Origin of the sequence: Pseudomonas syringae pv. tagetis, assembly GCF_022557255.1 — a bacterium.
Classification (GTDB): domain Bacteria; phylum Pseudomonadota; class Gammaproteobacteria; order Pseudomonadales; family Pseudomonadaceae; genus Aquipseudomonas; species Aquipseudomonas caricapapayae.
Map to the genome: position 1 here is coordinate 849,957 of NZ_CP092923.1, position 22,001 is coordinate 871,957.

Consider the following 22,001-nt stretch of genomic DNA (forward strand, 5'->3'; position numbering starts at 1 on the left):
AGTACGAAAAATTACCTCACCACCCCATCAACCCGCGCCCGCCCTTTAAACCGCCTCCTCACCCCAACCACCACCATCACCACCAGCAACCCCACCACCACAAAAAAGACCGTATTAAAAATCGGAAACGGCTGATCACGACTCGTCACCGCCTCAACCTCGGTCACGTTGGGAAACATCGACAGGATCGTTATGCGCCAGCCGTAATAACGAATCAGCGCCAGCTGTTGGGAGTCACGCGAGTAGCCCTGGGCTTTGGCCTGGATGTCGGCGGAGTCGAATTTGAAGTACCACGGGAAGCTCCAGCCGGTGTCTTCGTTGCGGTAGACCACGACCTTTTTGCTGTCCGGGTCTTCGGTGTTGATGAAGTACACGTCGCGGGTCGGGCCGTCTGCCGGGTTTTCGGCGTTGATGACGCCGTCGGCGTCCATTCTTTTGACTTCCACGCCGGTGATCATCACGACATCATGGCGCGGCAGGACGTAATAGAGGCTTAATGCGCCGATCCCGAGTGCAACGAATACCACAAGCCAAATCGACCTTTTAAGCCACTTCATACCAGCGTCCTCTGTTTAAAATTGCGTGACTTTGCCCTAATCCGAACATTTCGAAGCAAAACAGTTATTACAAAATTCGACAAGGCCGTTGCGGATGGCGTTGTCTCCCGGAGATTGACATGATTTGGTTCCTTGAAGGGCAGTCCAGCCAGCGTGAAGTGATCATGGGCGCGCGCGACGCATTGCCCGCGTCAGTGCAGATTATCGCCTCCCATCGCCAGCAGCGCTCCGAAATTACCGGGCAGGCCCATGTGGCACTGCAAGAGCCGGTCGACAATGAAGAGCGTATCGACTGGGTGCTGGAGACCGCTCGGGCGCTGGGCGTCAGGGTTATCGTCGCCGGGCGCATAGGCAGCTTTTACGAAGCGCAGCGTGCACGTTTTGTTGCCGAGGGTTTTGACCTCGTCACAGGCGGAACGTCCCGGCAGACTTTCATGGATGTCGATGACAAGAGCCGCTTCACGGCAGCGGCCGAGGCGGCAGGGCTGGCGTGTATTCCGGGAATCGCCGCGAGCAATGCCGAGGAGTTGCAGGCGGCTTACGAAGCGTTGTCGGTATATGGCGAGGTGTGTATCAAACCGGTGGTCGGGATTTATGGCCGCGGTTTCTGGCGCTTCAAGACCGATGTCGACGATTTTCGCTGTTTCGCCAACCCGGATGCTCGTGAAACCACCTTTCAGGCGTACCTTGATGCTTATCGCCAGTCCGATGACGTTCCGGCGATGTTGCTGATGCCGTATATGCCGGGCAGTGAGTGCTCGGTGGACATGGTTTGCGAGCACGGCAAGGCGGTTGCCTTCGTCGGACGGCGCAAGGTGGGGCTCAATCAGACCTTCGAGCGTGACAGCGAAGCGGTGCAACTGGCGGTGCGCGCAGCGGAGCATTTTGCCTGCGACGGGCTGATCAATGTGCAGACCCGCGACGATGCCGACGGCAAGCCGCGCTTGCTGGAAATCAACCCGCGTTACTCGGGCGGCATCGGTTATGTGCGTGAAACCGGCGTTAACCTGCCGGGTATTTTTGCGACCCGCCGTCTCGGCTTGAAAGAACCGGAAACACATTGGCTTGAAGATATCCGCGTGAAGGCCATCACGGTCGCTGTACGGGCCTGGGTTTGATCGCGATAATAGATTTTTGCTATCACTAATCGCTCTTATCAGGGAGGATCGGGCATGAAGCTTCTTGCGCCAGGTGCAAATACTGCTTTAGCTGGCGCCCACTGCTCCTGGAACCTGGAGAGCGGTCAATCTTCGGTGTTCGGTGAATACGCCGCTGTCGCCTTGCTGGCGGTCAACGACAAGCGCCAGCCTATGGGCGATCCGGCGCTGCTGCATCAGGAACAGAACTGGATGGAGTGGAGCGGCGGCCCTCAGGATGTCGGCTGTACGCTCAGGCTGGACAGGCTCCCGAGCGGCAGTGATCGCGTGCTGTTGATGGTCTACGTGTATGCGGCCATGGGGCCGGTCCGTGATATCGGCAGCCTGCACCTCATGGTGGATGGCGACATCGAGCACCGCCTGGACCTGCGCGATAACGGCGAAGCGGCGATCATCATCGGCGAGTTCTACAAGCGTAACGAACAGTGGAAATTCCGTGCGCTGAGCGAAGGTTCTGCGTATGGGCTGTCGGCGTTCGGGCGCAAGATCGGGCTGGAGGTCGACGACCGTCATCCGCGCCGCCCGTCCGGAACGGCCGGTAGCGCGCCTCGGCATGAGTCGGCGACGGGTACGGCGTTTGTGGTCGGTCCTGCGCACGTCATGACCTGTGCGCATGTTATCGAAGACATGGGCGTGTTCTATATCACTTCACTGGAGGGTCGTTACAAGGCCGAGCCGGTGGTGATCGACCGTCGCAACGACATCGCGCTGCTGCGCGTGCAAGGTGCACCGCCGTTGTCTCCGGTTACATTCCGGGACGGGCAGGGCTGTGAGCCGGGTGATACCGTAGCGGTCTTGGGTTATCCACTGGCGTCCATTTCCGGCGGCGGGCTGCAGGTGACTCAGGGCGGTATCTCCGGTTTGTTCGGCCTGCACAATGACGCCAGCCTGTTCCAGTTCACGGCCCCGATTCAGCCGGGGTCCAGTGGTAGTCCGTTATTCGATAACGGTGGTGCGGTGATCGGCATGGTGACGTCCACCGTGCCGGACGGGCAAAACATGAACTTCGCCGTGAAGTCCGCACTGCTTATGTCCTTTCTGCAGGCTTGCCGCATCGATGCGCCGCATGACCGTGCGGAAAGGTCGTACACCACCACCGAAATCTCGCGCACCGCCCAGTCATCGTTGTGGCTCGTTGAAGCCTCACGTCAATGAAATCGGTGTTGCCTGCTCAATCCGCAGGCGTCTGGGGCTGCGGCCCCGTTAATCAGGAATTTATCGATGGACAGCAGCGCAGCTTTTTCCAACCCTACAAAGCTTCGTGCTGATCTGCTTCGTGGTCGCCTCGATGTCAGTGTCGATTCGTCGACCATTGCTCCGGACTCCCTGTTCGGCTTTGCCGAGCGGCGCAACCCCAAGCGTGCTTTTCTGTTCGTGTCCCGAGTGCTGGGGCGCCATATCCCTGCGCGCCCGGGCGTGATGCTGAAAAGCTTTCAGGACCTGGCGCACAAGATCCCGGCAGACCTGCCCGGTCCGGTGCTGGTCATCGGCATGGCCGAAACGGCAGTCGGCCTCGGTGCCGGGGTACACCGTGCCTACAGCGAAACGCGCCCTGATGCCTTGTATCTGGTCAGCACGCGCCATCCGACCGGTAGCCAGCTGTTTGCCCGTTTTGAAGAAGAGCATAGCCACGCCAGCGCTCACCTTATTCATCTGCCTGTCGATCCGGCGTTACGCGAGATGATGCTTGGCGCACGCTCGCTGGTGCTGGTCGACGACGAGGCTTCGACGGGCAAGACCTTCATCAATCTGCATCAGGCGCTGGTCGAAGCCGGGTTGAGCAAGATCGAGCGGGTGGTGACCTGCGTGCTCACCGACTGGTCGGCCGGAGCGGTCAGCTCATCGATGGGGGCAGTGGCGGAGCAGGTCTCGCTGTTGCAAGGCTCGTATTCCTTCGATGAGGACGTGAGTGCGCCATTGCCGGACATGCCGGAGGTCGGCACCGTCGCAATGGGCGACTGGCCGCTGGTGACCGCCAACGACTGGGGGCGGATGGGCGTGCTGTCGGTGGCCGATACGCTGGCTCCCGGGCTCACGGTCAAAACGGGTGAACGCGTTCTGGTCGTGGGCACCAGCGAGTTCGTCTGGCGTCCGTTTCTGCTGGCCGAGCGTCTGGAAAAAGCTGGGGCCGATGTGCATTTCAGCTCTACCAGCCGTTCACCGATTGCCTTGGGGCATGCCATCGATCATGCGCTGTCTTTCTCCGACAACTATGGGCTGGGCATTCCCAATTTTCTTTACAACGTAAGGCCGGGTCAGTTCGACCGGGTGCTGATCTGCACCGAAACCCCAAGGCAGGCGGTGCCTGCCGAGCTTATCGAAGCGCTGAACGCCGAGGTCATCTGCGATGAGTAACGAGCGCCCGCTGATCTTCGTCGATCTGGACGACACGCTGTTCCAGACCGCGCGCAAAACCCCTGCTGACATTGAAAAGCATGTCGCAACCCTCGACATCGCTGGTAACGCCAACGGTTACATGACCAACGTGCAGAAGTCCTTCGCGCACTGGCTGCTGGCGCATTCGGACGTAGTGCCGGTGACGGCACGCAGTGTCGAGGCCTACAGTCGGGTCAAACTGCCGTTCGCCGCAGGCGCGATCTGTTCGCACGGTGGTGTGATGCTCGATGTCATGGGTCGACTGGACCCTGACTGGAACGAGCAGATGAAACAGACCCTGGCCAGCTATCAGTCGCGTCTGCATGAACTGTCTGCCACCACACTGGCGATTGGTCAGGAACTGGGTTTTTCACTGCGCGGCTGGGTGGTTGAAGAGGCGCAGCTGTTTCATTACGTGGTGACCAAGCACAACGAGAGCGATGACAGCATCCTCACCAAAGTGCTGGCCGAAGTGCAGGCCCGCGGCTTGCTCGATGGCATGCACATTCACGGCAATGGCAACAATCTGGCCTTTCTGCCCGAGGGGCTGGCCAAGCGCTACGCGGTACAGGAATGGCTGCGGCGCGACAGGGCGATCAATGGCGAACGCCCGGTGCTCGGTTTTGGCGACAGCATTACCGACCTGGGTTTCATGGACGAGTGCCATTGGTGGGCGACCCCTGCCCGCAGTCAGTTGGCGAAAATGTTTGTCGGAGCAGCACATGAGTGATCCCGTTCACGGGCTCGACACGGTTGGCAGCGGCAGTTATCTGCACGATGACGTGCATTTTCTGCTGCGCAGCATCGCGATGCAGACCACCAGCGTCGAGGAAAAGGAGCGCCTGATCCAGACGCGGCAGAAGCACTATTCGGAAATGATCAGCGAGGAGTCTGCCCCCAGCGCCGCTCACAAGGCGTTGTATGAGCGGGCGCTCAGCCAGAACGGCACGCGCATGGCCGGTGACGTGCAAGCCCTGGCACAGGCGCTTGACCGGGAATGCACCGGCGCTGAAATCGTTCTGGTGTCATTTGTACGCGCCGGCTTGCCGCTGGGTGTGCTGCTGCGTCGGGCGCTGATCGATCTTGGCCGCGAAACGCATCACTACGGCATCAGTATCGTTCGTGATCGTGGTATCGATAACGTGGCACTGGAAGCCATCATCCAGGCCCATGGCGCGCAGAACATCGTGTTTGTCGACGGCTGGACCGGCAAGGGTGCGATTTCAGGTGAGATCCGTCGCAGTCTGGCGGGCGATGCACGTTTTCCCGATGAGCCACGGCTGGTCGTGCTGGCCGACCCCTGCGGCAGCGCCTGGCTGGCAGCGTCGGCGGAAGACTGGGTGATTCCCTCCGGGATCCTGGGTGCCACGGTGTCCGGTCTGGTGTCACGCTCCATCTGGCCGACCGACGGCGGGCTGCACGGTTGTGTGGTGTACGAGCAGTTGCAGGGGCACGACGTCACGCAGTCTTTTATTGAACAGATCGACAACCAGCGTCGTCAAAACACTTCTACGCTCACCTTGACACCCTGGACGCTGCGTCAGCGAACCGAACTCAAGGCTGGCGCATTGCAGGTGATCGACCGCCTGGCCGAGCGCTTCGAGATCAATAACCTCAATCGCATCAAGCCGGGCATTGCCGAAGCCACTAGAGCGGTGATGCGCCGCGTACCGGATCATGTGCTGGTACGCAATCTCGCTGACAGCGATGTGCAGTTGCTACTGCATTTGACAGAAAAAGCGGGCATTCCCGTTGAAGAAGTCGGCGATGTCCTGGGCCCTTATCGGGCAGTGACCATCATTCGGAGTCTGAGCTAATGGCCTTATTCTCGCCTTACGCGCTGGGGGCAACGCTGTACATGCCTGCTACCCGGGACGACATCGTCGATGTGGTGTTCGGTGAAAAGATTCCCGAGCTGCGTTCGTTGGTTGTGTGCCTGGAAGATGCGGTAGCGCTGATCGATGTCGACACTGCGCTGGTCAACCTTCGCCAGGTGCTGACCCGCATTCAGGACCGTGGCGGCCGTCCGGCCAATGGTCCGCTGTTGTTCGTTCGCCCGAGAGACGCGGCGATGGCGCGGATTCTCAACGACTGGCCGCTGATGGCGCACGTTGACGGGTTCGTTGTCCCCAAGCTCTCGCTGAAAAGCCTGACAAGCTGGGAGCAGGCTGTGACCAACCCGGCGCTGGCGCTGATGCCTACGCTGGAAACACCGGAAGTGTTCAATCCGACGGCAATGGTCGAGCTGGGTGAGGCGTTGAAGGCCAGCCTTTACGAGCGGATAATTGCCTTGCGCATCGGTGGCAATGACCTGATGGGCTGTCTGGGGCTGCGTCGCAATCCGGCCATGACCCTGTATTCGACCCCAATGGGTTATGTCATCCCGATGCTGGCTGGCGTAATGGGCTCGCAGGGCTTTGCACTCACCGCGCCGGTGTTCGAGCAACTGGCCACTCCGGACATTCTGGAGCATGAGCTGACGCTGGATATTACCAACGGGCTGGTCGGTAAAACGGCAATTCACCCCTCGCAGGTCAATATCATTCAGAATGCACTCCGCGTCAGTCTGGAGGACATGAACTCCGCCCGGATGATTTTGAACTCTGTGGCCCCCGCAGTGTTCAAGTACAACGATGCGATGTGTGAACCGGCTACCCATTACAAATGGGCAACCCACATCATGGAGCGCGCCAAATGGCATGGAGTGTTATCCGCACCCGCTTCGATCATGGATGCCAGCATTCGACTCGCTGAGGCAGTTAGCTAGATGATAGAACCTGACCTTGAAACCGTAGAACCTGATCTTCAACCAGCAGGGCCTGATCTTGAAATCGAAGTGGAGCAACGCCTGCTGGCGGTTTTCGATTTCGACGGGACCATTACCCGGCACGACAGCTTTGTGCCGTTTCTCAAGTTCGCTTTCGGACAACGTGCCTTCTCTGTGCGCATGGCCCGGCTGGTATTGCCGAGCATTGGTTATCTGGCCAAGCGCGTGACCCGCGACGAGCTGAAGGGCCGCCTTATCAAGGCGTTTCTCAGCGGCGTCGAGGTGCAATGGCTGCAGCAAAAGGCCGAAGCGTTCTGCCAGTCGCACTGGAGTCGCCTCATGCGCCCTGCTGCGCTGGAATCGATCGCCGCCGAAATCGAGAAGGGTGCCATTGTCACGCTTTGTTCAGCATCGCCTGCTATGGTCCTGCAACCCTTCGCTGATCGCTTGAAAGTGGAGCTGATCGGCACCAATCTGGAAGTCATCGACGGCAAATTGACCGGACTGATCGAGGGCAGCAACTGCCGTTGCGACTCCAAGGTTGCGCGTCTTGAAAGTGTTTACGGGCCGCTTACGCAGTTCCGGGTACGTGCCTGGGGCGACACGCGGGGGGATCACGAATTGCTCGCCGCTGCTCAGGATGCGCACTGGCGTCTGTTCCATCCGACGTGGCGTCGAGGCCGTTATAAAGGTCCCGTTAACGCCAAGTTACACAATCCTGATGGCAATGACGGGCCAACACGGTAAGGCTGTAACACTTTTATCCGAATTCCGACGTCCACATGGAGCGAAAAATGGCACTCACTTTGGCAAAGAACCAGACGATCTCACTCGAGAAAACCGCTGGGACCGGCCTCAAGAAAGTCAGCATGGGCCTTGGATGGGACCCTGAAAAAGCCACTGGCTTCTTCGGCAAATTGCTCGGCGGTGGCGGCGGTGACATCGATCTGGACGCGTCCTGCATCATGCTCGACGCCGACAAGAAGCCTCTTGATCTTGTCTGGTTCCGCCAATTGCAGTCACGCGACGGTGCCATTCAGCATTCGGGTGACAATCGCACCGGCGAAGGTGCGGGCGACGATGAAACCATCAGTGTCGACCTGGAGAAACTGCCAGCCACCGTCAAATACCTGGTGTTCACGGTCAACTCGTTCACCGGTCAGAATTTTGAAAAAGTCGCCAATGCCTACTGCCGTATCGTCGATCTGGGCAGCCGCAACGAACTGGGTCGCTTCGATCTGTCCGAGAAAGGTCAGCACACCGGCGTGGTGATGTCCTACCTGGCGCGTACCCCGGCAGGCTGGGATTTCACCGCGGTAGGGCAGGTTACCAATGGCCGCACTGCCGATGACCTGGTCGAACTGGCGATTGGAGCTGTGCGCGCATGACCCGACTTGTCCCGGGCGCCAACGCGCCAGTCGCTGCAGGTCCATTGACGATCGAGGTCAATTACTCGCCGCTGGCGGATGCGGATATCGACGTGTCTGCATTCCTGCTGACCGGCACTGGCAAGGTGCGTGGCGACCAGGACATGTGTTTCTACGGCCAGAAAAGCGTAAACGGCGGTGCGGTCCAGCAAACAGAAGCATCGGCCGGGCGTGCTGTGTTCAGTTTTGACCCGAGCCGTCTGGACTCCGTCATCGAGAAAGTTGCCCTGACGGCCACCCTTTACGAGAACAAGGCCAGCTTTGGCAGCGTGTCACGATTGGCATTGAGCATCACTGGCGGTATCGAAGCGGATATCCCCACCAACGGCATGAAAGAAACCGCGCTGATCCTGGGCGAGTTCTATCTGCGTCAGGGCGTGTGGAAATTCCGTTGCGTGGCCCAGGGGTTTGCAGGCGGCCTTGAGCCGTTGGCAAAAAACTTTGGCATTGAAGTGTCCGCGCCTCAGGATCAGCCTGCACCTGCACCTGCACCTGCACCTGCACCTGCACCTGCACCTGCACCTGCACCTGCCGTCAGGTCGACCGTCAGTCTCAGCAAGATCACGCTGGACAAGACCCGTGCTTCGATCAGTCTGGAAAAATCCAGCGCCGGTTTCGGAGAAATCCGGGTCAACCTGAACTGGAACCGTCGCAGTGACAGCAAAGGCGGCGGCTTCTTCTCGATGAAGAAGAGCAATGCCATCGACCTTGATGTAGGCTGCCTCTTCGAATTGCAGGACGGCTTGAAAGGCGCTGTTCAGGCGCTGGGCAACTCGTTCGGTTCGCTCGACACCGAGCCTTTCATCAAATTGATGGGTGATGACCGCACCGGCTCGATCAGTGATGGCGAATGGCTGCACATCAATGGCGCGCACTGGAACAAGATCCGCCGCATTCTGGTCTATGCGTTCATCTATGAAGGTGCGCCGAACTGGAAAGAAACCGACGGGGTCGTCACCATTCATGCGCCGGGTCAGCCACCTATCGAGGTCCGCCTTAACGAAGAGGGCGGGCGTCAGGGCATGTGTGCAATTGCTTTGCTGGAAAACGACAATGGTGCGGTCAAGGTGACACGTCGTGTGGATTTCCATAACGGCCACAGCAACATGGACAAGGCCTATGGCTGGGGCATGCGCTGGGCTGCCGGTTCCAAGTAAACAATACCGTGGTATTTCTGGGCTGGCTGTGCCGCCTCATGGGAGATAGACATGCTGGACTGGTTGAAAACAAATGCGACAGCTGCTCGCGACAAGCTGGCTTCGGAAGTCTCGAAGTTCAAGAATCGTGAATTCATGGAGGCTGTGGTTTCCGGCTGTGCTCTGGTATCGGCCGCAGACGGCGATATCAGCTCCAGTGAAAAGCAGAAAATGGCAGGCTTCATTCAGAACTCTCAGGAGCTGAAAGTTTTTGACATGAAGGAAGTCATTCAGGGTTTTCAGGATGCCTGCTCCAAGTTCGAGTTCGATTTTGAAATTGGCCGTGCCGAAGCGTTGAAAACCATCGGCAAGATCAAAAAGAAAGAAGATGCTGCCCGTTTGCTGGTGCGCGTCTGCTGTGCTATCGGTGGCGCCGATGGCAGCTTCGATGAGAAAGAGCGGGAAGTGTGCCGCACGATCTGTCGAGAGCTTGGCCTGAACCCGTCCGATTTCGACCTGTAATTTTTTACCCTAAGGAACGCAGTTAAATGGAAAGCACCTCTCTAGGCTTCCCTCCACTCACGATGGCGGTTTTCGTCGGTCTGGCCATTACGGCTATGGCTATCGACATGTTCTCCCACCGGGGAAACAAACCAATTACCCTTGCGCAAGCCTCGGCGTGGTCGATTTTCTGGGTCGCCATTTCGCTGGCTTTTGCCGGGTTCCTGTATGTGCAGCACGGCTCTGAAGTCGCGACGCTGTTTGTTACCGGTTATGCGCTGGAAAAAGTACTGAGCGTCGACAACCTGTTCGTGTTCATGGCGCTGTTCTCCTGGTTCAAGATACCGGATGGCCTGCGCCATCGCGTTCTGTACTGGGGCATCATCGGTGCCATCGTCTTCCGCGGCATTTTCGTTGCCATTGGTACCGGCCTCCTGGCTCTGGGCCCTTGGGTCGAAGTGGTGTTCGCGGTCATCGTTGCCTGGACAGCCATCATGATGCTCAGAGCGGGTGATGATGACGACGAAGAAGTCGACTACTCGCAACACATGGCGTATCGCTTCGCCAAAAAGCTGTTCCCGGTATGGCCAAAGCTGCACGGCAGCAATTTCTTCGTCCGTCGCTCGGTTCTGGAAGAAGAAGTCAAAAAGCCAGAAAACGCCGGTATCACGCTGGCTGCCAAGGGTGCCCTGTTCGCAACTCCGTTGTTCCTGTGTCTGGTCGTGGCGGAAATATCCGACGTGCTGTTCGCGTTCGATTCCGTGCCCGCGATCATCGCGGTGAGCCGCGAGCCGCTGATCGTGTTCTCGGCGATGCTCTTCGCGATTCTCGGTCTGCGTACCCTGTATTTCGTTCTTGAAGCCCTCAAGCGCTATCTGGTGCACCTGGAGAAAGCGGTCATTGCTTTGCTGTTCTTCATCGCCATCAAACTGGGTCTGAACGCAACCAACCACCTGTTCCATCACGGTTACGAGATCAGCGCCAATACCAGCCTGCTGGTTGTGGTCGTCGTGTTGATCATCGGTATCGTTGCAAGCCTGCTCTTCCCGGGTAAAGAAGAACCCGCCGAAGAAAAAGCGTAAACACTGGATAGAGGAGATAAACGAATCATGGCTTTGACCCTGCAAAAAGGTGGCAACCTTTCGCTGTCGAAAACCGACCCGACCCTGACCAATGTATTGATCGGTCTGGGCTGGGACCCGCGAGCCACTGACGGCCAGGAATTCGACCTGGACGCCAGCGCATTCCTGCTGGGCGCCAATGACAAGGTCCGCAGTGAAGCTGACTTCATTTTCTACAACCAGCTCAAGAGCGCCGATGGTTCTGTCGAACACACCGGTGACAACCGTACCGGTGCTGGCGACGGCGATGACGAAGTGCTCAAGGTCGACCTGACCCGTGTTCCAGCCGATGTGAACAAGGTCGTCTTTGTGGTGACCATTCATGAGGCTGAAGGTCGCAAGCAGAATTTCGGTCAGGTAGGCGGCTCGTTCATTCGCGTATTGAATGAAAAGTCAGGTTCTGAGGTTGTTCGCTACGACCTGGCGGAAGACGCGTCGACTGAAACCGCAATGATCTTCGCCGAGCTGTATCGCAATGGCCAGGAATGGAAATTTCGTGCGGTTGGCCAGGGTTACGCCGGTGGCCTGAAAGCTGTCGCCAACCATTTCGGCATGAGTTTCTGATTCGCGCCTAACCAATTTTCCAGAAAGGATTACGAACATGGCAGTAAGTCTGAGTAAAGGCGGTAACGTTTCCCTGTCGAAAGAGGCTCCTGGCCTGACAGAAATTACCGTTGGTCTGGGCTGGGATCCACGCGTTACCGATGGCACCGAATTCGACCTGGACGCCTCGGTATTTATCGTGGGTGAAAATGGCAAGGTGCTGGACGACAACAGCTTCATTTTCTACAACAACAAAAAATCGGCTGACGGTTCGGTCGAGCACTTGGGCGATAACCGTTCCGGTGCAGGCGATGGCGACGATGAGTCGGTGAACGTCAAGCTCACCGGTCTGGCCGCTGCGGTCAAAAAGCTGGTTTTTGCGGTCACTATCCACTCGGCTGAAGAGCGCAAGCAAAGCTTTGGTCAGGTATCCAACGCTTACATCCGCGTTGTGAACAAGGCGGACGGCAAAGAAGTCGCTCGTTACGACCTGTCGGAAGATGCATCGACCGAAACTGCGATGATCTTCGGCGAGCTGTACCGCAATGGCGAAGAGTTCAAGTTCAAGGCCATTGGTCAAGGCTTTGCAGGCGGCCTGAAGCCGTTGGCAGAGGCGCACGGCGTGGCAATCGGCTAACCCCGGGCAACGCACAATAAAAACCCCTGCCAGCGATGGCAGGGGTTTTTTGTTATGTCGAAAAGAGGACGCGGAGCGTCCAGAACGGCATGGCAACGCAGAGCGTCGCACGCTAGTAGAGGTTGTCGTTGGGAGCGCTCCAGCATACAAGTGCCTTCCGCACGCCAGTTGAGCACGCTCGATGTTTTACAAAATCCCCGCCGCCTTGGCCGCTTTCAGCCAGTCCGGGAACTCTTCCATCAGCAGGTCATAAAGTTTCTCTTCCGGGACCTCATCCAGCCGGTCCAGGGCAAAGAAGTTACAGTTGTCGACAACGCGGCCGCCCATGTCATCGAGTTTTTCCAGAATCCCGTAACCACGTCCGCCAAGGCCTACGAACTGCCAGAAGATCGGCAGCTTTGCCGCTTCGGTCATTAACCGGGTAATTTCGCGGTCCTGATGCACGCCGCCGTCGCTGATGAACAGGATGTAGACCGGCGTCTTGTCACCGGACTTCCTGTAATAGTCGATGACCATGCGCATTGCCTTGGGCTCATCGTTGATGCGCGCGCCCAGTTCCCAGTCTTTCCAGCCGCCATGATCGGTCTTGATGAAGTGCTGAAAGTTGCTCAGCGTCACCGCGCTCAGTTGCTGCGGCTTGGCGCCGAACGCCCAGCAGTCCAGTGCGCCGTCGTCATCGAAATGCACGGCAAGCGGGATCAGGCGATCCACCACCTCCTGAACATGGCCGCGGGTATATTGCGGATTCATCGAGCCGGATGCATCCAGTACCAGACCGACCCGGGCTTTGGTATCGGTCAGTCTGGCTTTTTCAAGACTGACCTGAGCCTTCTTGGCCAGGCTTATCAATTGCGGTGCGGCGTCAGCGATTTTCTTTTCCAGCGAAATTCGCGCAGGTGCCGCCGGCGCGGGTGCCGGCGCATCAGCCACTTCGCCGCCGAAGTGGACCACCAGTGCATCCAGCCCGGCGTTGTAACCCTGCAGGTTGGACGCTATGCGCCATTCGCCGCCCTTGCGATAGATATCGGCAACCATGATTGCTTTTTCGGCGGCAAAAGTTGCGCCGGAGAACTCGCCACGGGCCACTTCGCGGCCCTCATGCCGGATGCTGAAATGGCTCGCCTGAATCTCGCTCATGGTGCCAGCACCATCAATGGACGCCGTAAATACCAACCGGTCTATCGAGGCAGGCAAACTCGCGAGCGATAGCTGGAAATCGCCGCCGTTCAGCTGTTTGACACTGTGGCAGGGGCTGCTCGGCTGATTGAAGAAAATCATGTAACGATCGTCCGACAGCTTGCCGTTGGCATCGATGCCGAAGCAGACGTAATCAATGACCTGCGCAGACTGGATGGCAATCGACAGTGTGAGGTCAGTGCCCTGAATCAGGCTGGACAGGGGAATGCGTTGACCTTGAGTAATCTGCATGTCTCTTCCTTGGCAATGGGGGCGCTGCATGGCCCCCGATCGAATGACGAAATGCTGACGTTAACGTTCGCTTCTGCCCACTCCGGCTGGCCCTGCTGCCAGCATGCGTCCGGCCAGTCGTGAGAAGGGCAGGCTTTGCAGCCATACCGTGCCAGGCCCTGTCAGCCTGGCGAAAAACACACCTTCGCCGCCGAACAACATCGACTTGATACCGCCACCGACCATGCGGATATCGTAATCGACCGTCTGCGTCATGGCCGCCAGACACCCGGTATCGACGTCCAGTGCTTCGCCTGCAGCCAGTTCGATCTTGCGCACTGTGCCGCCCATGTGCACGAACACCCAGCCGTCGCCCTCCAGCTTTTGCAGGACGAAACCTTCGCCTCCGAACAAACCGGTGAGGATTTTTTTCTGAAACTGGATGCCGATGGAGACGCCTTTGGCACCGGCTAGAAAGCTGTCTTTCTGGCAGATAAGCTTGCCGTCGAAATCACCCAGGTTCAGTGGCAGGATGGTGCCGGGGTAGGGCGCTGCAAATGCCACGCGTCCCTTGCCCGATCCTTGTTGCGAAAACACTGTGGTGAACAGGCTTTCGCCCGTCAGCATGCGTTTGCCGGCACCGAACAGCGACCCCAGCAGCCCTGATGACTGGTTGCTGCCGTCGCCGAAGATGGTTTCCATCTGCACGTCGCAGGTCTTGTACATCATCGCCCCGGCTTCGGCGACGGCACTTTCGCCAGGATCAAGCTCCAGTTCGACGAACTGTGTTTCCGCACCGTACAGCTTGAAGTCCACCCCGGCGGTCGCCTGCGACAGACCATAGCCACCCGATGCGTTCGGGTCTGGCGTAAATGAAGGACGTTTTGCAGGTGCAGGTGCAGGTGCAGGTGCAGGTGCAGGTGTCGGGGCGGATTGTGCAGGCAGCCCGGAGGGTTTCGGCTGGATCATGTCCGGTGTCGGGGCCGGGAAGGGCGTCACGCCATCCTTCTTCATCGCACGAACCTGCGGCACCTGATAGATCGGCTGCCAGTCCGGCATGCCTTGTTTCCAGCACCATGCACCGGGTGATTCACGGGCAATCAGCCGTGCGGCGTCCGCATCCATCGGGCCAAGCTGCTTGCCCGCATTCATGACAAACCATTGTTCCAAAGCGTCCACTCCCGAGCGAATCGTGACAGTCGTCTGTGTGTGATGGGTCAGAGGCTCAGGCGCATGGACAGGTCCACAGCCTTTACGTCCTTGGTCATGGCACCGATGGAAATGTAATCCACACCCGTTTCGGCAATCACCCGCAGCGTGTCGTCATTGATGCCACCGCTGGCTTCCAGGCGGGCGCGGCCTGCGGTCAGGCGCACGGCCTCGCGCATATCATCAAGGCTCAACTCATCGAGCATGATGATGTCGGCACCCGCGTCCAGGGCCTGCTTGAGCTCACTCAGGCTTTCTACCTCGACTTCCACGGGCTTGCCCGGTGCAATGCGGTGCGCTGTTTCTACCGCCTGAGCAATGCCGCCACAGGCTGCAATATGGTTTTCCTTGATCAGAAATGCGTCGTACAGACCGATCCGGTGGTTGTGGCAGCCGCCGCAGGTAACTGCGTATTTCTGCGCCATGCGCAGGCCCGGCAGTGTCTTGCGGGTATCCAGCAGCTTGACCTGGGTGCCGGCAACCATGTCAGCGAAATATTGCGCACGCGTGGCCACGCCCGAGAGCATCTGCAAAAAGTTGAGCGCGCTGCGCTCGCCGGTCAACAGCGAACGAGCCGGGCCTTCCAGATGGAACAGCGCCTGATTCGGGCTGACCCGGTCGCCGTCGCTCACCTGCCAGTGCACTGCCACCCGAGGATCCAGTTGCCGGAAGACGGTATCGACCCACGCGGTTCCTGCGATCACCGCTGCATCGCGGGAAATGATAGTGGCCTTGGCCAGCCGTTCTGCCGGAATCAATTGGGCGGTGATATCGCCGCTGCCGACATCCTCAAGCAATGCACGACGCACATTGGCTTCGATCTCGGCGGTCAGGTCGGCAATTCGTAAATTCGGCATAGCGGGCTCCAGTAGCAAAGTCGTCCGAGTATAAGGCACCGCACACCGCGAACCCACCTGCGGCAATGCTCAGGTGCGGCACTGGGAACATGCAGTTGGTCGGTTTGGCAAATTCGTTTGCGATGGAAAGCGAATATCGCGGTCTATCGCAGCATATGAGTGCCTTGTCACATTTCTCACCAGAGTGAAAGAAGTCTCACTGGCGTTCATGACAAGTTTTGAAAGATAATCCGACTTGTAATTGACGTCATGACTTTGACGTTGTGCAAGGCCAAGCGGGTCGCTTCACAGTGCGAGGATAGCAAGCCACGTTTGTGATGGGGTTCAGGTTGTTTCCTGTCAGGGGGTGTAATGCCGAACGACGAAAAAGTAGTGCCGTTGAGCAAATCGCTCCCCGCGCAAGGGGCCGGTACTCCTTTGGCCCGATTACCCGTTGTGTTGCTGCAGGTCCGCGACAAGGCCGCTCAGCAGCTCAAGGATGCATTGCAGGCGCTGTTCGACAACGCCGACGACACGCTGTTCGAAATGGCTGATCGTGCTCGCAGCAACACTGACCAGAACATCTTCTTTGAAGCCATGCGTGACTTGCGCCTCAAGCGCAAAAGCATAGAACGTGGCTTTCTCGACAAATTTTATGAGTCTTTTCTGGCTTTGGGCCAGTATCAGATTCATGAGCCCGTGCTTCCCTCCTCGGTGTCTTTCGACAAACTGGCGCTGGTGCATAACGACGACCTGGAAAAGACGGTGGCCGTGGATGCGATGGTCAGCAAGGTCATGAGCCGTGACAGCCTGGCGCTGGGCCAGCTTACTGCGCGCCTGAATGTTCTGATTCCTCAGACCATCACCGAGGACGCTAACCCGCTGGGGCCGGCCATGTTGTGCAGGTTTTTCCTGGAGGCCGGACGCAGCCTTGGTGTCGAGATCAAGGTCAAATTGATCATTCTCAAGCTGTTCGAGAAATATGTTCTGGCCAACACTGACCACCTGTACAGCGAAGCCAATCAGCTGTTGATTGCGACGGGTGTGTTGCCGGACATGAAGGCATTGCCGACCCGCCGATCATCAGACCGGGCCGCTCCGCGAAACCGCGGTTCCGAAATGTCCGATCCTGCTCTGAACGAAGCCGCCGACAAGCTCGACAAGGGCGTGCAGGAGGTTTTTTCTGCTTTGCAGGAGCTGTTGCTGCAGGTTCGTGGCAACCTCGCTCCGCGCCATGAGCCCAATGCCGAAGTGCGTCCGATTTCCAGCAAGGATCTGCTACGCCTGCTTTCTCACCTGCAGCAATACGTTCCCTCTCAGGACACCGCAGACGATTTTGACCTGCGTGATCAGCTGGAGCAGTTGCTGACCCGGGTCAACGTCAAGACTGGCAAGTCCAGAATTGTCGGCGTTGGCGATGAAGATGTGATCAACCTGATTGCCATGCTGTTCGAGTTTATTCTCGATGATCGCAACCTGACGCCGTCATTGCGTGCGCTGATCGGACGCCTGCAGATCCCGATGCTCAAGGTGGCGGTGCTCGACAAGAGCTTTTTCAGTCGTGGCAGCCATCCGGCCCGTCGCCTGCTCAACGAAATTGCCACTGCCGCGTTGGGCTGGGGCGGCCGCGACGATTATCAGCGCGACTCGCTCTACCAGCGGGTCGAACAGATCGTGCAGCGTCTGCTCAACGATTTTGTCGATGACCCGGCAATCTTTTCCGAGTTGCTGGCAGATTTTCTGGCGTTCACCAGCGACGAGCGCCGTCGCAGCGAGTTGCTTGAGCAGCGCACCCGTGACGCCGAAGAAGGGCGCGCGCGCGCCGAACTGGCTCGGCAACAGGTGCAGCATGAGTTGAATCAGCGCCTGCTGGGCAGAACTTTGCCTGAAGTGGTTGTGCGCCTGTTGCAGGAGGCCTGGAGCAAGGTGCTTCTGCTGACCTGTCTCAAGCATGGCGAAGAGTCCAGCGAGTGGCAGGCCGGGCTGGCAACCATGGACGAGCTGATCTGGAGCGTCGAGCAACATGACGATCCGCAGGCACTCCAGCGTCTGCTTGACCTGGTGCCGGGGTTGCTCAAGTCTCTGCGTGATGGCCTGACCAGCGCAGCATTCGATCCGTTTGCCACCAGCGAATTCTTCAGCCAGCTTGAATCGCTGCACGTTCAGGCGTTCCAGCATTTCTCGCGGTTGCAGGAAGGCAGTGAGGACGATGCGCAGGACGATACGCCGCCGACCGGCTTGTACCCTGCTGAAGGCCCGCCGATGATGGCTGTTGTTGAAGAGATCGTTCTGATCGCACCTGAAGAGCGAATGCTCAACGAGCCAACCGTGCAACTGCCTGACGACGACGCCGGTCTGCAGATGGTCGACAAGCTGCGCGTCGGTTGCTGGGTCGAGATTCAGGAAGATGAGGAGCACAAGCTGCGCTGCAAGCTGACCGCGATTGTCGAGCCGACGGGGCGCTATGTGTTCGTCAACCGGACCGGCATGAAGGTCCTGGAAAAGACCCGCGTCGGCCTTGCCATCGAATTTCGTCGCGGTGCGGTGCGGATTCTTGACGACGCGTTGCTGTTTGATCGCGCACTGGAGTCGGTCATCAGCAACTTGCGCAAGCTCAAGGGCGCGTGATCGCCTGCCTTGAAGCCCTTGTCTTCCTGTCGTTTCCTTATTTGTGCCGGCGCTCCGCGTCGGCATGCAGTTGCTGATGCTTCGCGTCACACCGCTCGGTGGTGAATAGCGTATCCCCCGCACCGCAAATCTGTACCCGACCCCACACCGGCTCTTGTCACGGGCATAATCAGCGCGACTTACTCATCCCCGATCAAGGAGCGTTCATGCAACTGGACTCCGCAAGCGGCTGGTGCGACGGCGTACAGCATTGCCCTTCGCCCAACTTCAATGCGCGACCCGACGGCGAGATCTCGCTGCTGGTGATCCATAACATCAGCTTGCCGCCCGCACAATTCAAGACTGGCAAGGTGCAGGCCTTCTTTCAGAACCAGCTCGACACCACCGAGCATCCCTACTTTGTGGGGATTGCCGATCTGCGCGTTTCAGCGCATTTTCTGATCGAGCGTGATGGCGACGTCATTCAGTTCGTCTCTTGTCTTGATCGCGCCTGGCACGCTGGTGTTTCCAGTTTTCAGGGCCGTGAGGGCTGTAACGATTTTTCGGTCGGCATCGAGCTGGAAGGAACTGACGAGCAGCCGTTCACCGATGCGCAATACGACGCACTGATCGACCTGACGCGTCAGTTGCGTCAGGCTTTTGTGGCAATCACCCCCGAGCGTATCTGTGGTCACAGTGACATCGCGCCGGGACGCAAGACTGATCCTGGCCCCTGTTTTGACTGGGCCAGGTTTCGAGCGGCTTTGCTGGATTGATGTGAGGGACGAACAATGAGTTTTCTGGTGCTACTGCTGGCCGTTCTTATCGAAAAGTTTTCTGCTCTGCGTCAGCGTGTTCAACGCGACGGGCCATGGCTGAAAGAGCTGGCAAAACTCGAGGCCGGTCCGCGAACGGCGACGCGTCCATGGGTCATGCTGGCGCTGCTGGTTCTTGTGCCTGTCCTGATCCTGCAACTGGCATTGACCATCATCGGCTCGGTGGCCTACGGCTGGCTGGTCCTGCCCATTCATCTGCTGGTGCTGATCTACAGCCTGGGCCGGGTTGACCTGATTGCAGTTCTCGGGCCATTCCGCGACGCCTGCAGGCGTGGCGATGCGCAGGCGGCGGTGCATGTTGCCGAGCGCGACATGAGCGTACAGGCGGACAATGGCGAGCAACTGCTGCAGGGTGTTCAGGGTTACGTGCTCTGGCAGGCGTTTCAGAGTTTCTTTGCCGTGATTTTCTGGTACTTCGTGCTGGGGCCTGTGGCCGCGCTCGCCTACAGGCTGTTGGCGCTTGCCGCCGAGCATGGCAGGACACCCGCGCTGGTCGAGCGGGCAGGGCAGTTGCGCCACGCCTTTGACTGGGTGCCGGTCAGATTGCTTGCCGCGAGCTTTGCGCTGGTCGGCAATTTTGTTGCGGTCAGCCGGGTCATGCTGCACGAGCTGCTCAACTGGAATATCAGCGCCGCGCAGTTAATTACACGTGTGGGTTGCGCCGCCAGCGAGGTCCCGCCTCCGGTGATCGGCCCGCAAGGTGTAACCGGTCTCGACATGCTCTGGGAGCTGCTGGTTCGTGCTGCGATCGTCTGGTACGCAGGGTTTGCGCTGTGGACCCTGTTGCTCTGATCCTGCTCAGCAAGCGTTCTCTCTTGACCAGCCAAACAGCTCGAAGGCATTGTCGGTGCTCGCTTCAGCCAGGCGCTGCGGGGTAGTTTTCATCAGGCCCGCGAGTGCTTGGCAAATGTCCGGCAGATGCTGCGGGCTGTTGCGCATATCGGGGTGCATGGCGGGGGCCATGTCCGGAGAATCGGTTTCCAGCACAACACTCTCAAGCGGCAGTTCGGCGATAACACGGTGCATGCGCAGCGCCTGTGGCCAGGTCGCGGCACCGCCAAGGCCAAGTTTGAAGCCCAGCTTCATGTATTCGCGTGCCTCCTCACGGCTGCCGGCAAAGGCGTGAACGATGCCGGCGCGCTTGAGCTTGTGGCGCTTCAGGGTCGCTATCACGTCCGCGTGACTGCGGCGCACATGCAGCAAGGCGGGCAGGTTGAAATCTGACGCCAATTGCAGTTGTGCTTCAAAAAACGCCTGCTGACGCGGCTTGTCTGGATGTTCGACGTAGTAATCCAGACCGATCTCGCCCACGGCGCACAGTTGCGGATGGCCTTGCAGGCGCGTCAGCCAGTCCCCCAGCCCGGTCAGGTGTTCGGTACGGTGCTCATCGATGTACACCGGATGCAGGCCGAACGCTGCGTGCACGGCAGGGTTGGCCTTTGTGAGATCCCACAGTCGCTGCCAGTGACGCTGATATACCCCAAGCACCACAACGCGCTGCACGCCGAGCGCCAGGCAGCTATCCAGGACTTGATCGCGGTCGGCATCGAAGTCCGGAAAGTCCAGGTGGGTGTGGGTGTCGATCAGCGTCATGCTCACGCCTCGTGAATGCGTTGCTTGAAGGCCCGCGCAATGGCATGCACGCCAGGTTGATAATCATCCTTCTCAATGGCGGCCAGAGCCAGTTGCAGGGCCTTGTCGGCGATCAACTGGTGTTGCTGGGCCATCGCGTTGACGGGCAGCGGAAGGAAATCCAGCAACTGCGTATCACCGAATGTCCCCAGGTGCAGTTGGGTCGATTGCAGCGCCTGACTTTGCAGTACGTCGAACACGCCTTGCAGCAGCACGTAGGACGTGGTGATGAGCGCATCAGGAAAATGCCCCTGTCGCTGTAGCATTTCGGTCATCAAACGCTGGCCACACTGGCGGCTGAACGCTTCGCCGTGTTCGATGATGGTTGCCCCGGCAAAACCATCCAGTGCGTGTTCGAAGCCTGCGGCCCGAGCACGGCTGATGCTCAGTTCGGGGCGTGCTCCGATCAGGGCGATGTGTCGCGGTCTGGTCTGCAGCAGGCTGCGGGTCAGTTGCAGACTTGCATCGTGGTCGTCGCTGACCACCGAGCAGAAAAACCCGGGATTCATTTCCCGGTCGATGGCGATGATCGGTGTGCCCTTGAGCTGCAGGTCCCGATAGCTCTCGTCGCCGGGCGGCAGGCAACTGGCGACCAGCAACGCATCGCAGCGGCGCGCACGGAACAGCTGTAAAAGCTGGAGTTCGCTGGCAGGGTCGTCATCGGAACTGGCAATCAGCAGCTGATAGCCGAGCTTGCGGGCACCCTGTTCAAGCAGTTTGGCGATGCGCGCGTAGCTGGGGTTTTCCAGATCCGGCAGGATGAAGCCCAGCGTTTTGCTATGACGGCTGCGCAGGCCCGCCGCCTGTGGGTTAGGCCGAAAGTCATGCTGCTCGACCACGGCCTTGACGCGCTCCACCGTTGCCGGACTGATGCGCTGTTGTTCGGCCTTGCCATTGATCACGTAACTGGCCGTTGTGACAGAAACACCCGCCAGACGTGCAATATCGCTCAGTTTCACCCCGGAATTTCCTTTAGTCAGGTAAGTGGCTCAGGACAGTCGAATTATTTTTGCTATGACGATGATCTTTACACCAGACCGTAGGAAATTCCCATGTGCTTCAAGTATTTTGGGAAGTGTCCCACAGTGATCAGACCGACTGGGCTTCAATGACGCCCCAGAATCGAGTAACGTGCCGGGCAATTGTAGATTAAACGATTCAGCATGCCTGTTGTCTGCTGCAATCGAGATGAAAGTGATGTCCGATACGATGTCCGGCAAAGCATCACTTGCATCCCCCAAGCTGTCGATCA

The 22,001-nt window shown here is 58.6% G+C and carries 22 protein-coding genes; 16 read left to right on the forward strand and 6 right to left on the reverse strand.

Annotation, left to right across the window (positions count from 1 at the left end):
* Positions 1 to 11: 11 nt before the first annotated feature.
* On the reverse strand, positions 12 to 557 hold the full coding sequence (locus MME58_RS03795; protein ID WP_122239075.1) for a DUF1523 family protein: 546 nt from the start codon (positions 555 to 557) through the stop codon (positions 12 to 14).
* A 119-nt stretch (positions 558 to 676) separates the two neighbouring features.
* Here MME58_RS03795 and MME58_RS03800 point away from each other — a divergent pair, with 119 nt between their 5' ends.
* The 13 genes from MME58_RS03800 (at position 677) to MME58_RS03860 (ending at position 12,222) form a co-directional block, all read left to right on the forward strand.
* Positions 677 to 1,675 (forward strand): ATP-grasp domain-containing protein, encoded by a 999-nt coding sequence (locus MME58_RS03800; protein ID WP_055006423.1) that lies wholly within the window; start codon positions 677 to 679, stop codon positions 1,673 to 1,675.
* 54 nt (positions 1,676 to 1,729) lie between these two features.
* Positions 1,730 to 2,869, forward strand: coding sequence for a trypsin-like peptidase domain-containing protein (locus tag MME58_RS03805; RefSeq protein WP_055006424.1), 1,140 nt, complete (start codon positions 1,730 to 1,732; stop codon positions 2,867 to 2,869).
* Between the two features lie 66 nt (positions 2,870 to 2,935).
* Entirely contained in the window at positions 2,936 to 4,069 is a 1,134-nt protein-coding gene (locus MME58_RS03810) for a phosphoribosyltransferase domain-containing protein (RefSeq protein WP_055006425.1), read from the forward strand.
* Positions 4,062 to 4,820: an HAD family hydrolase gene (locus tag MME58_RS03815; RefSeq protein ID WP_054985700.1), complete on the forward strand. Its 759-nt coding sequence runs from the start codon at positions 4,062 to 4,064 to the stop codon at positions 4,818 to 4,820. The genes MME58_RS03810 and MME58_RS03815 overlap by 8 nt, the downstream gene beginning before the upstream one ends.
* Positions 4,813 to 5,907 (forward strand): cysteine protease StiP family protein, encoded by a 1,095-nt coding sequence (locus MME58_RS03820; RefSeq protein WP_055006426.1) that lies wholly within the window; start codon positions 4,813 to 4,815, stop codon positions 5,905 to 5,907. Before MME58_RS03815 ends, MME58_RS03820 begins: the two co-directional genes overlap by 8 nt.
* Entirely contained in the window at positions 5,907 to 6,857 is a 951-nt protein-coding gene (locus MME58_RS03825) for an HpcH/HpaI aldolase/citrate lyase family protein (protein WP_055006427.1), read from the forward strand. The genes MME58_RS03820 and MME58_RS03825 overlap by 1 nt, the downstream gene beginning before the upstream one ends.
* Entirely contained in the window at positions 6,858 to 7,604 is a 747-nt protein-coding gene (locus MME58_RS03830) for an HAD-IB family hydrolase (RefSeq protein WP_054985703.1), read from the forward strand.
* Between the two features lie 47 nt (positions 7,605 to 7,651).
* Entirely contained in the window at positions 7,652 to 8,245 is a 594-nt protein-coding gene (locus tag MME58_RS03835) for a TerD family protein (protein WP_054985704.1), read from the forward strand.
* Positions 8,242 to 9,441: a TerD family protein gene (locus tag MME58_RS03840; protein WP_055006428.1), complete on the forward strand. Its 1,200-nt coding sequence runs from the start codon at positions 8,242 to 8,244 to the stop codon at positions 9,439 to 9,441. The genes MME58_RS03835 and MME58_RS03840 overlap by 4 nt, the downstream gene beginning before the upstream one ends.
* A gap of 51 nt (positions 9,442 to 9,492) precedes the next feature.
* Complete coding sequence (locus MME58_RS03845) at positions 9,493 to 9,942, forward strand: tellurite resistance TerB family protein (RefSeq protein WP_054985706.1); 450 nt, start codon at positions 9,493 to 9,495, stop codon at positions 9,940 to 9,942.
* Positions 9,943 to 9,968: 26 nt separating this feature from the next.
* Positions 9,969 to 11,003 carry a TerC/Alx family metal homeostasis membrane protein gene (locus MME58_RS03850; protein ID WP_004663703.1) on the forward strand — a complete coding sequence of 345 codons (1,035 nt, stop codon included), beginning with the start codon at positions 9,969 to 9,971 and terminating at the stop codon, positions 11,001 to 11,003.
* A 27-nt stretch (positions 11,004 to 11,030) separates the two neighbouring features.
* A complete protein-coding gene (locus MME58_RS03855; RefSeq protein WP_055006429.1) occupies positions 11,031 to 11,606 on the forward strand; it encodes a TerD family protein in 576 nt (191 codons plus the stop codon).
* A gap of 37 nt (positions 11,607 to 11,643) precedes the next feature.
* Entirely contained in the window at positions 11,644 to 12,222 is a 579-nt protein-coding gene (locus MME58_RS03860) for a TerD family protein (protein ID WP_054985708.1), read from the forward strand.
* Between the two features lie 186 nt (positions 12,223 to 12,408).
* Here MME58_RS03860 and MME58_RS03865 read toward each other — a convergent pair whose 3' ends face one another.
* From MME58_RS03865 to nadC, 3 genes are read right to left on the reverse strand one after another with little or no spacing between them, the layout of a single operon-like run.
* The gene (locus MME58_RS03865) at positions 12,409 to 13,650 is read right to left on the reverse strand and encodes a VWA domain-containing protein (RefSeq protein WP_055006430.1); all 1,242 of its coding nucleotides are present in this window, start codon (positions 13,648 to 13,650) and stop codon (positions 12,409 to 12,411) included.
* Between the two features lie 60 nt (positions 13,651 to 13,710).
* Positions 13,711 to 14,799: a TIGR00266 family protein gene (locus MME58_RS03870; protein WP_055006431.1), complete on the reverse strand. Its 1,089-nt coding sequence runs from the start codon at positions 14,797 to 14,799 to the stop codon at positions 13,711 to 13,713.
* Positions 14,800 to 14,846: 47 nt separating this feature from the next.
* Complete coding sequence (gene nadC / locus MME58_RS03875) at positions 14,847 to 15,695, reverse strand: carboxylating nicotinate-nucleotide diphosphorylase (RefSeq protein ID WP_055006432.1); 849 nt, start codon at positions 15,693 to 15,695, stop codon at positions 14,847 to 14,849.
* Between the two features lie 351 nt (positions 15,696 to 16,046).
* Between nadC and MME58_RS03880 the strand changes: the two genes are divergently transcribed.
* The 3 genes from MME58_RS03880 to ampE all read left to right on the forward strand — a co-directional run bounded on the left by MME58_RS03880 (position 16,047) and on the right by ampE (position 19,909).
* Positions 16,047 to 18,302, forward strand: a complete 2,256-nt coding sequence (locus MME58_RS03880; protein ID WP_055006433.1) for a DUF1631 domain-containing protein — start codon at positions 16,047 to 16,049, stop codon at positions 18,300 to 18,302.
* A gap of 206 nt (positions 18,303 to 18,508) precedes the next feature.
* Positions 18,509 to 19,057, forward strand: coding sequence for a 1,6-anhydro-N-acetylmuramyl-L-alanine amidase AmpD (gene ampD / locus MME58_RS03885; RefSeq protein WP_055006434.1), 549 nt, complete (start codon positions 18,509 to 18,511; stop codon positions 19,055 to 19,057).
* A 15-nt stretch (positions 19,058 to 19,072) separates the two neighbouring features.
* A complete protein-coding gene (ampE, locus tag MME58_RS03890) occupies positions 19,073 to 19,909 on the forward strand; it encodes a regulatory signaling modulator protein AmpE (protein ID WP_122239071.1) in 837 nt (278 codons plus the stop codon).
* Positions 19,910 to 19,915: 6 nt separating this feature from the next.
* Here the strand turns inward: ampE and MME58_RS03895 are convergent, their stop codons facing one another.
* Positions 19,916 to 20,716, reverse strand: a complete 801-nt coding sequence (locus tag MME58_RS03895; protein ID WP_055005649.1) for a TatD family hydrolase — start codon at positions 20,714 to 20,716, stop codon at positions 19,916 to 19,918.
* Positions 20,713 to 21,708: a catabolite repressor/activator gene (gene cra / locus MME58_RS03900; protein ID WP_054986656.1), complete on the reverse strand. Its 996-nt coding sequence runs from the start codon at positions 21,706 to 21,708 to the stop codon at positions 20,713 to 20,715. The genes MME58_RS03895 and cra overlap by 4 nt, the downstream gene beginning before the upstream one ends.
* Positions 21,709 to 22,001 lie beyond the last annotated feature (293 nt).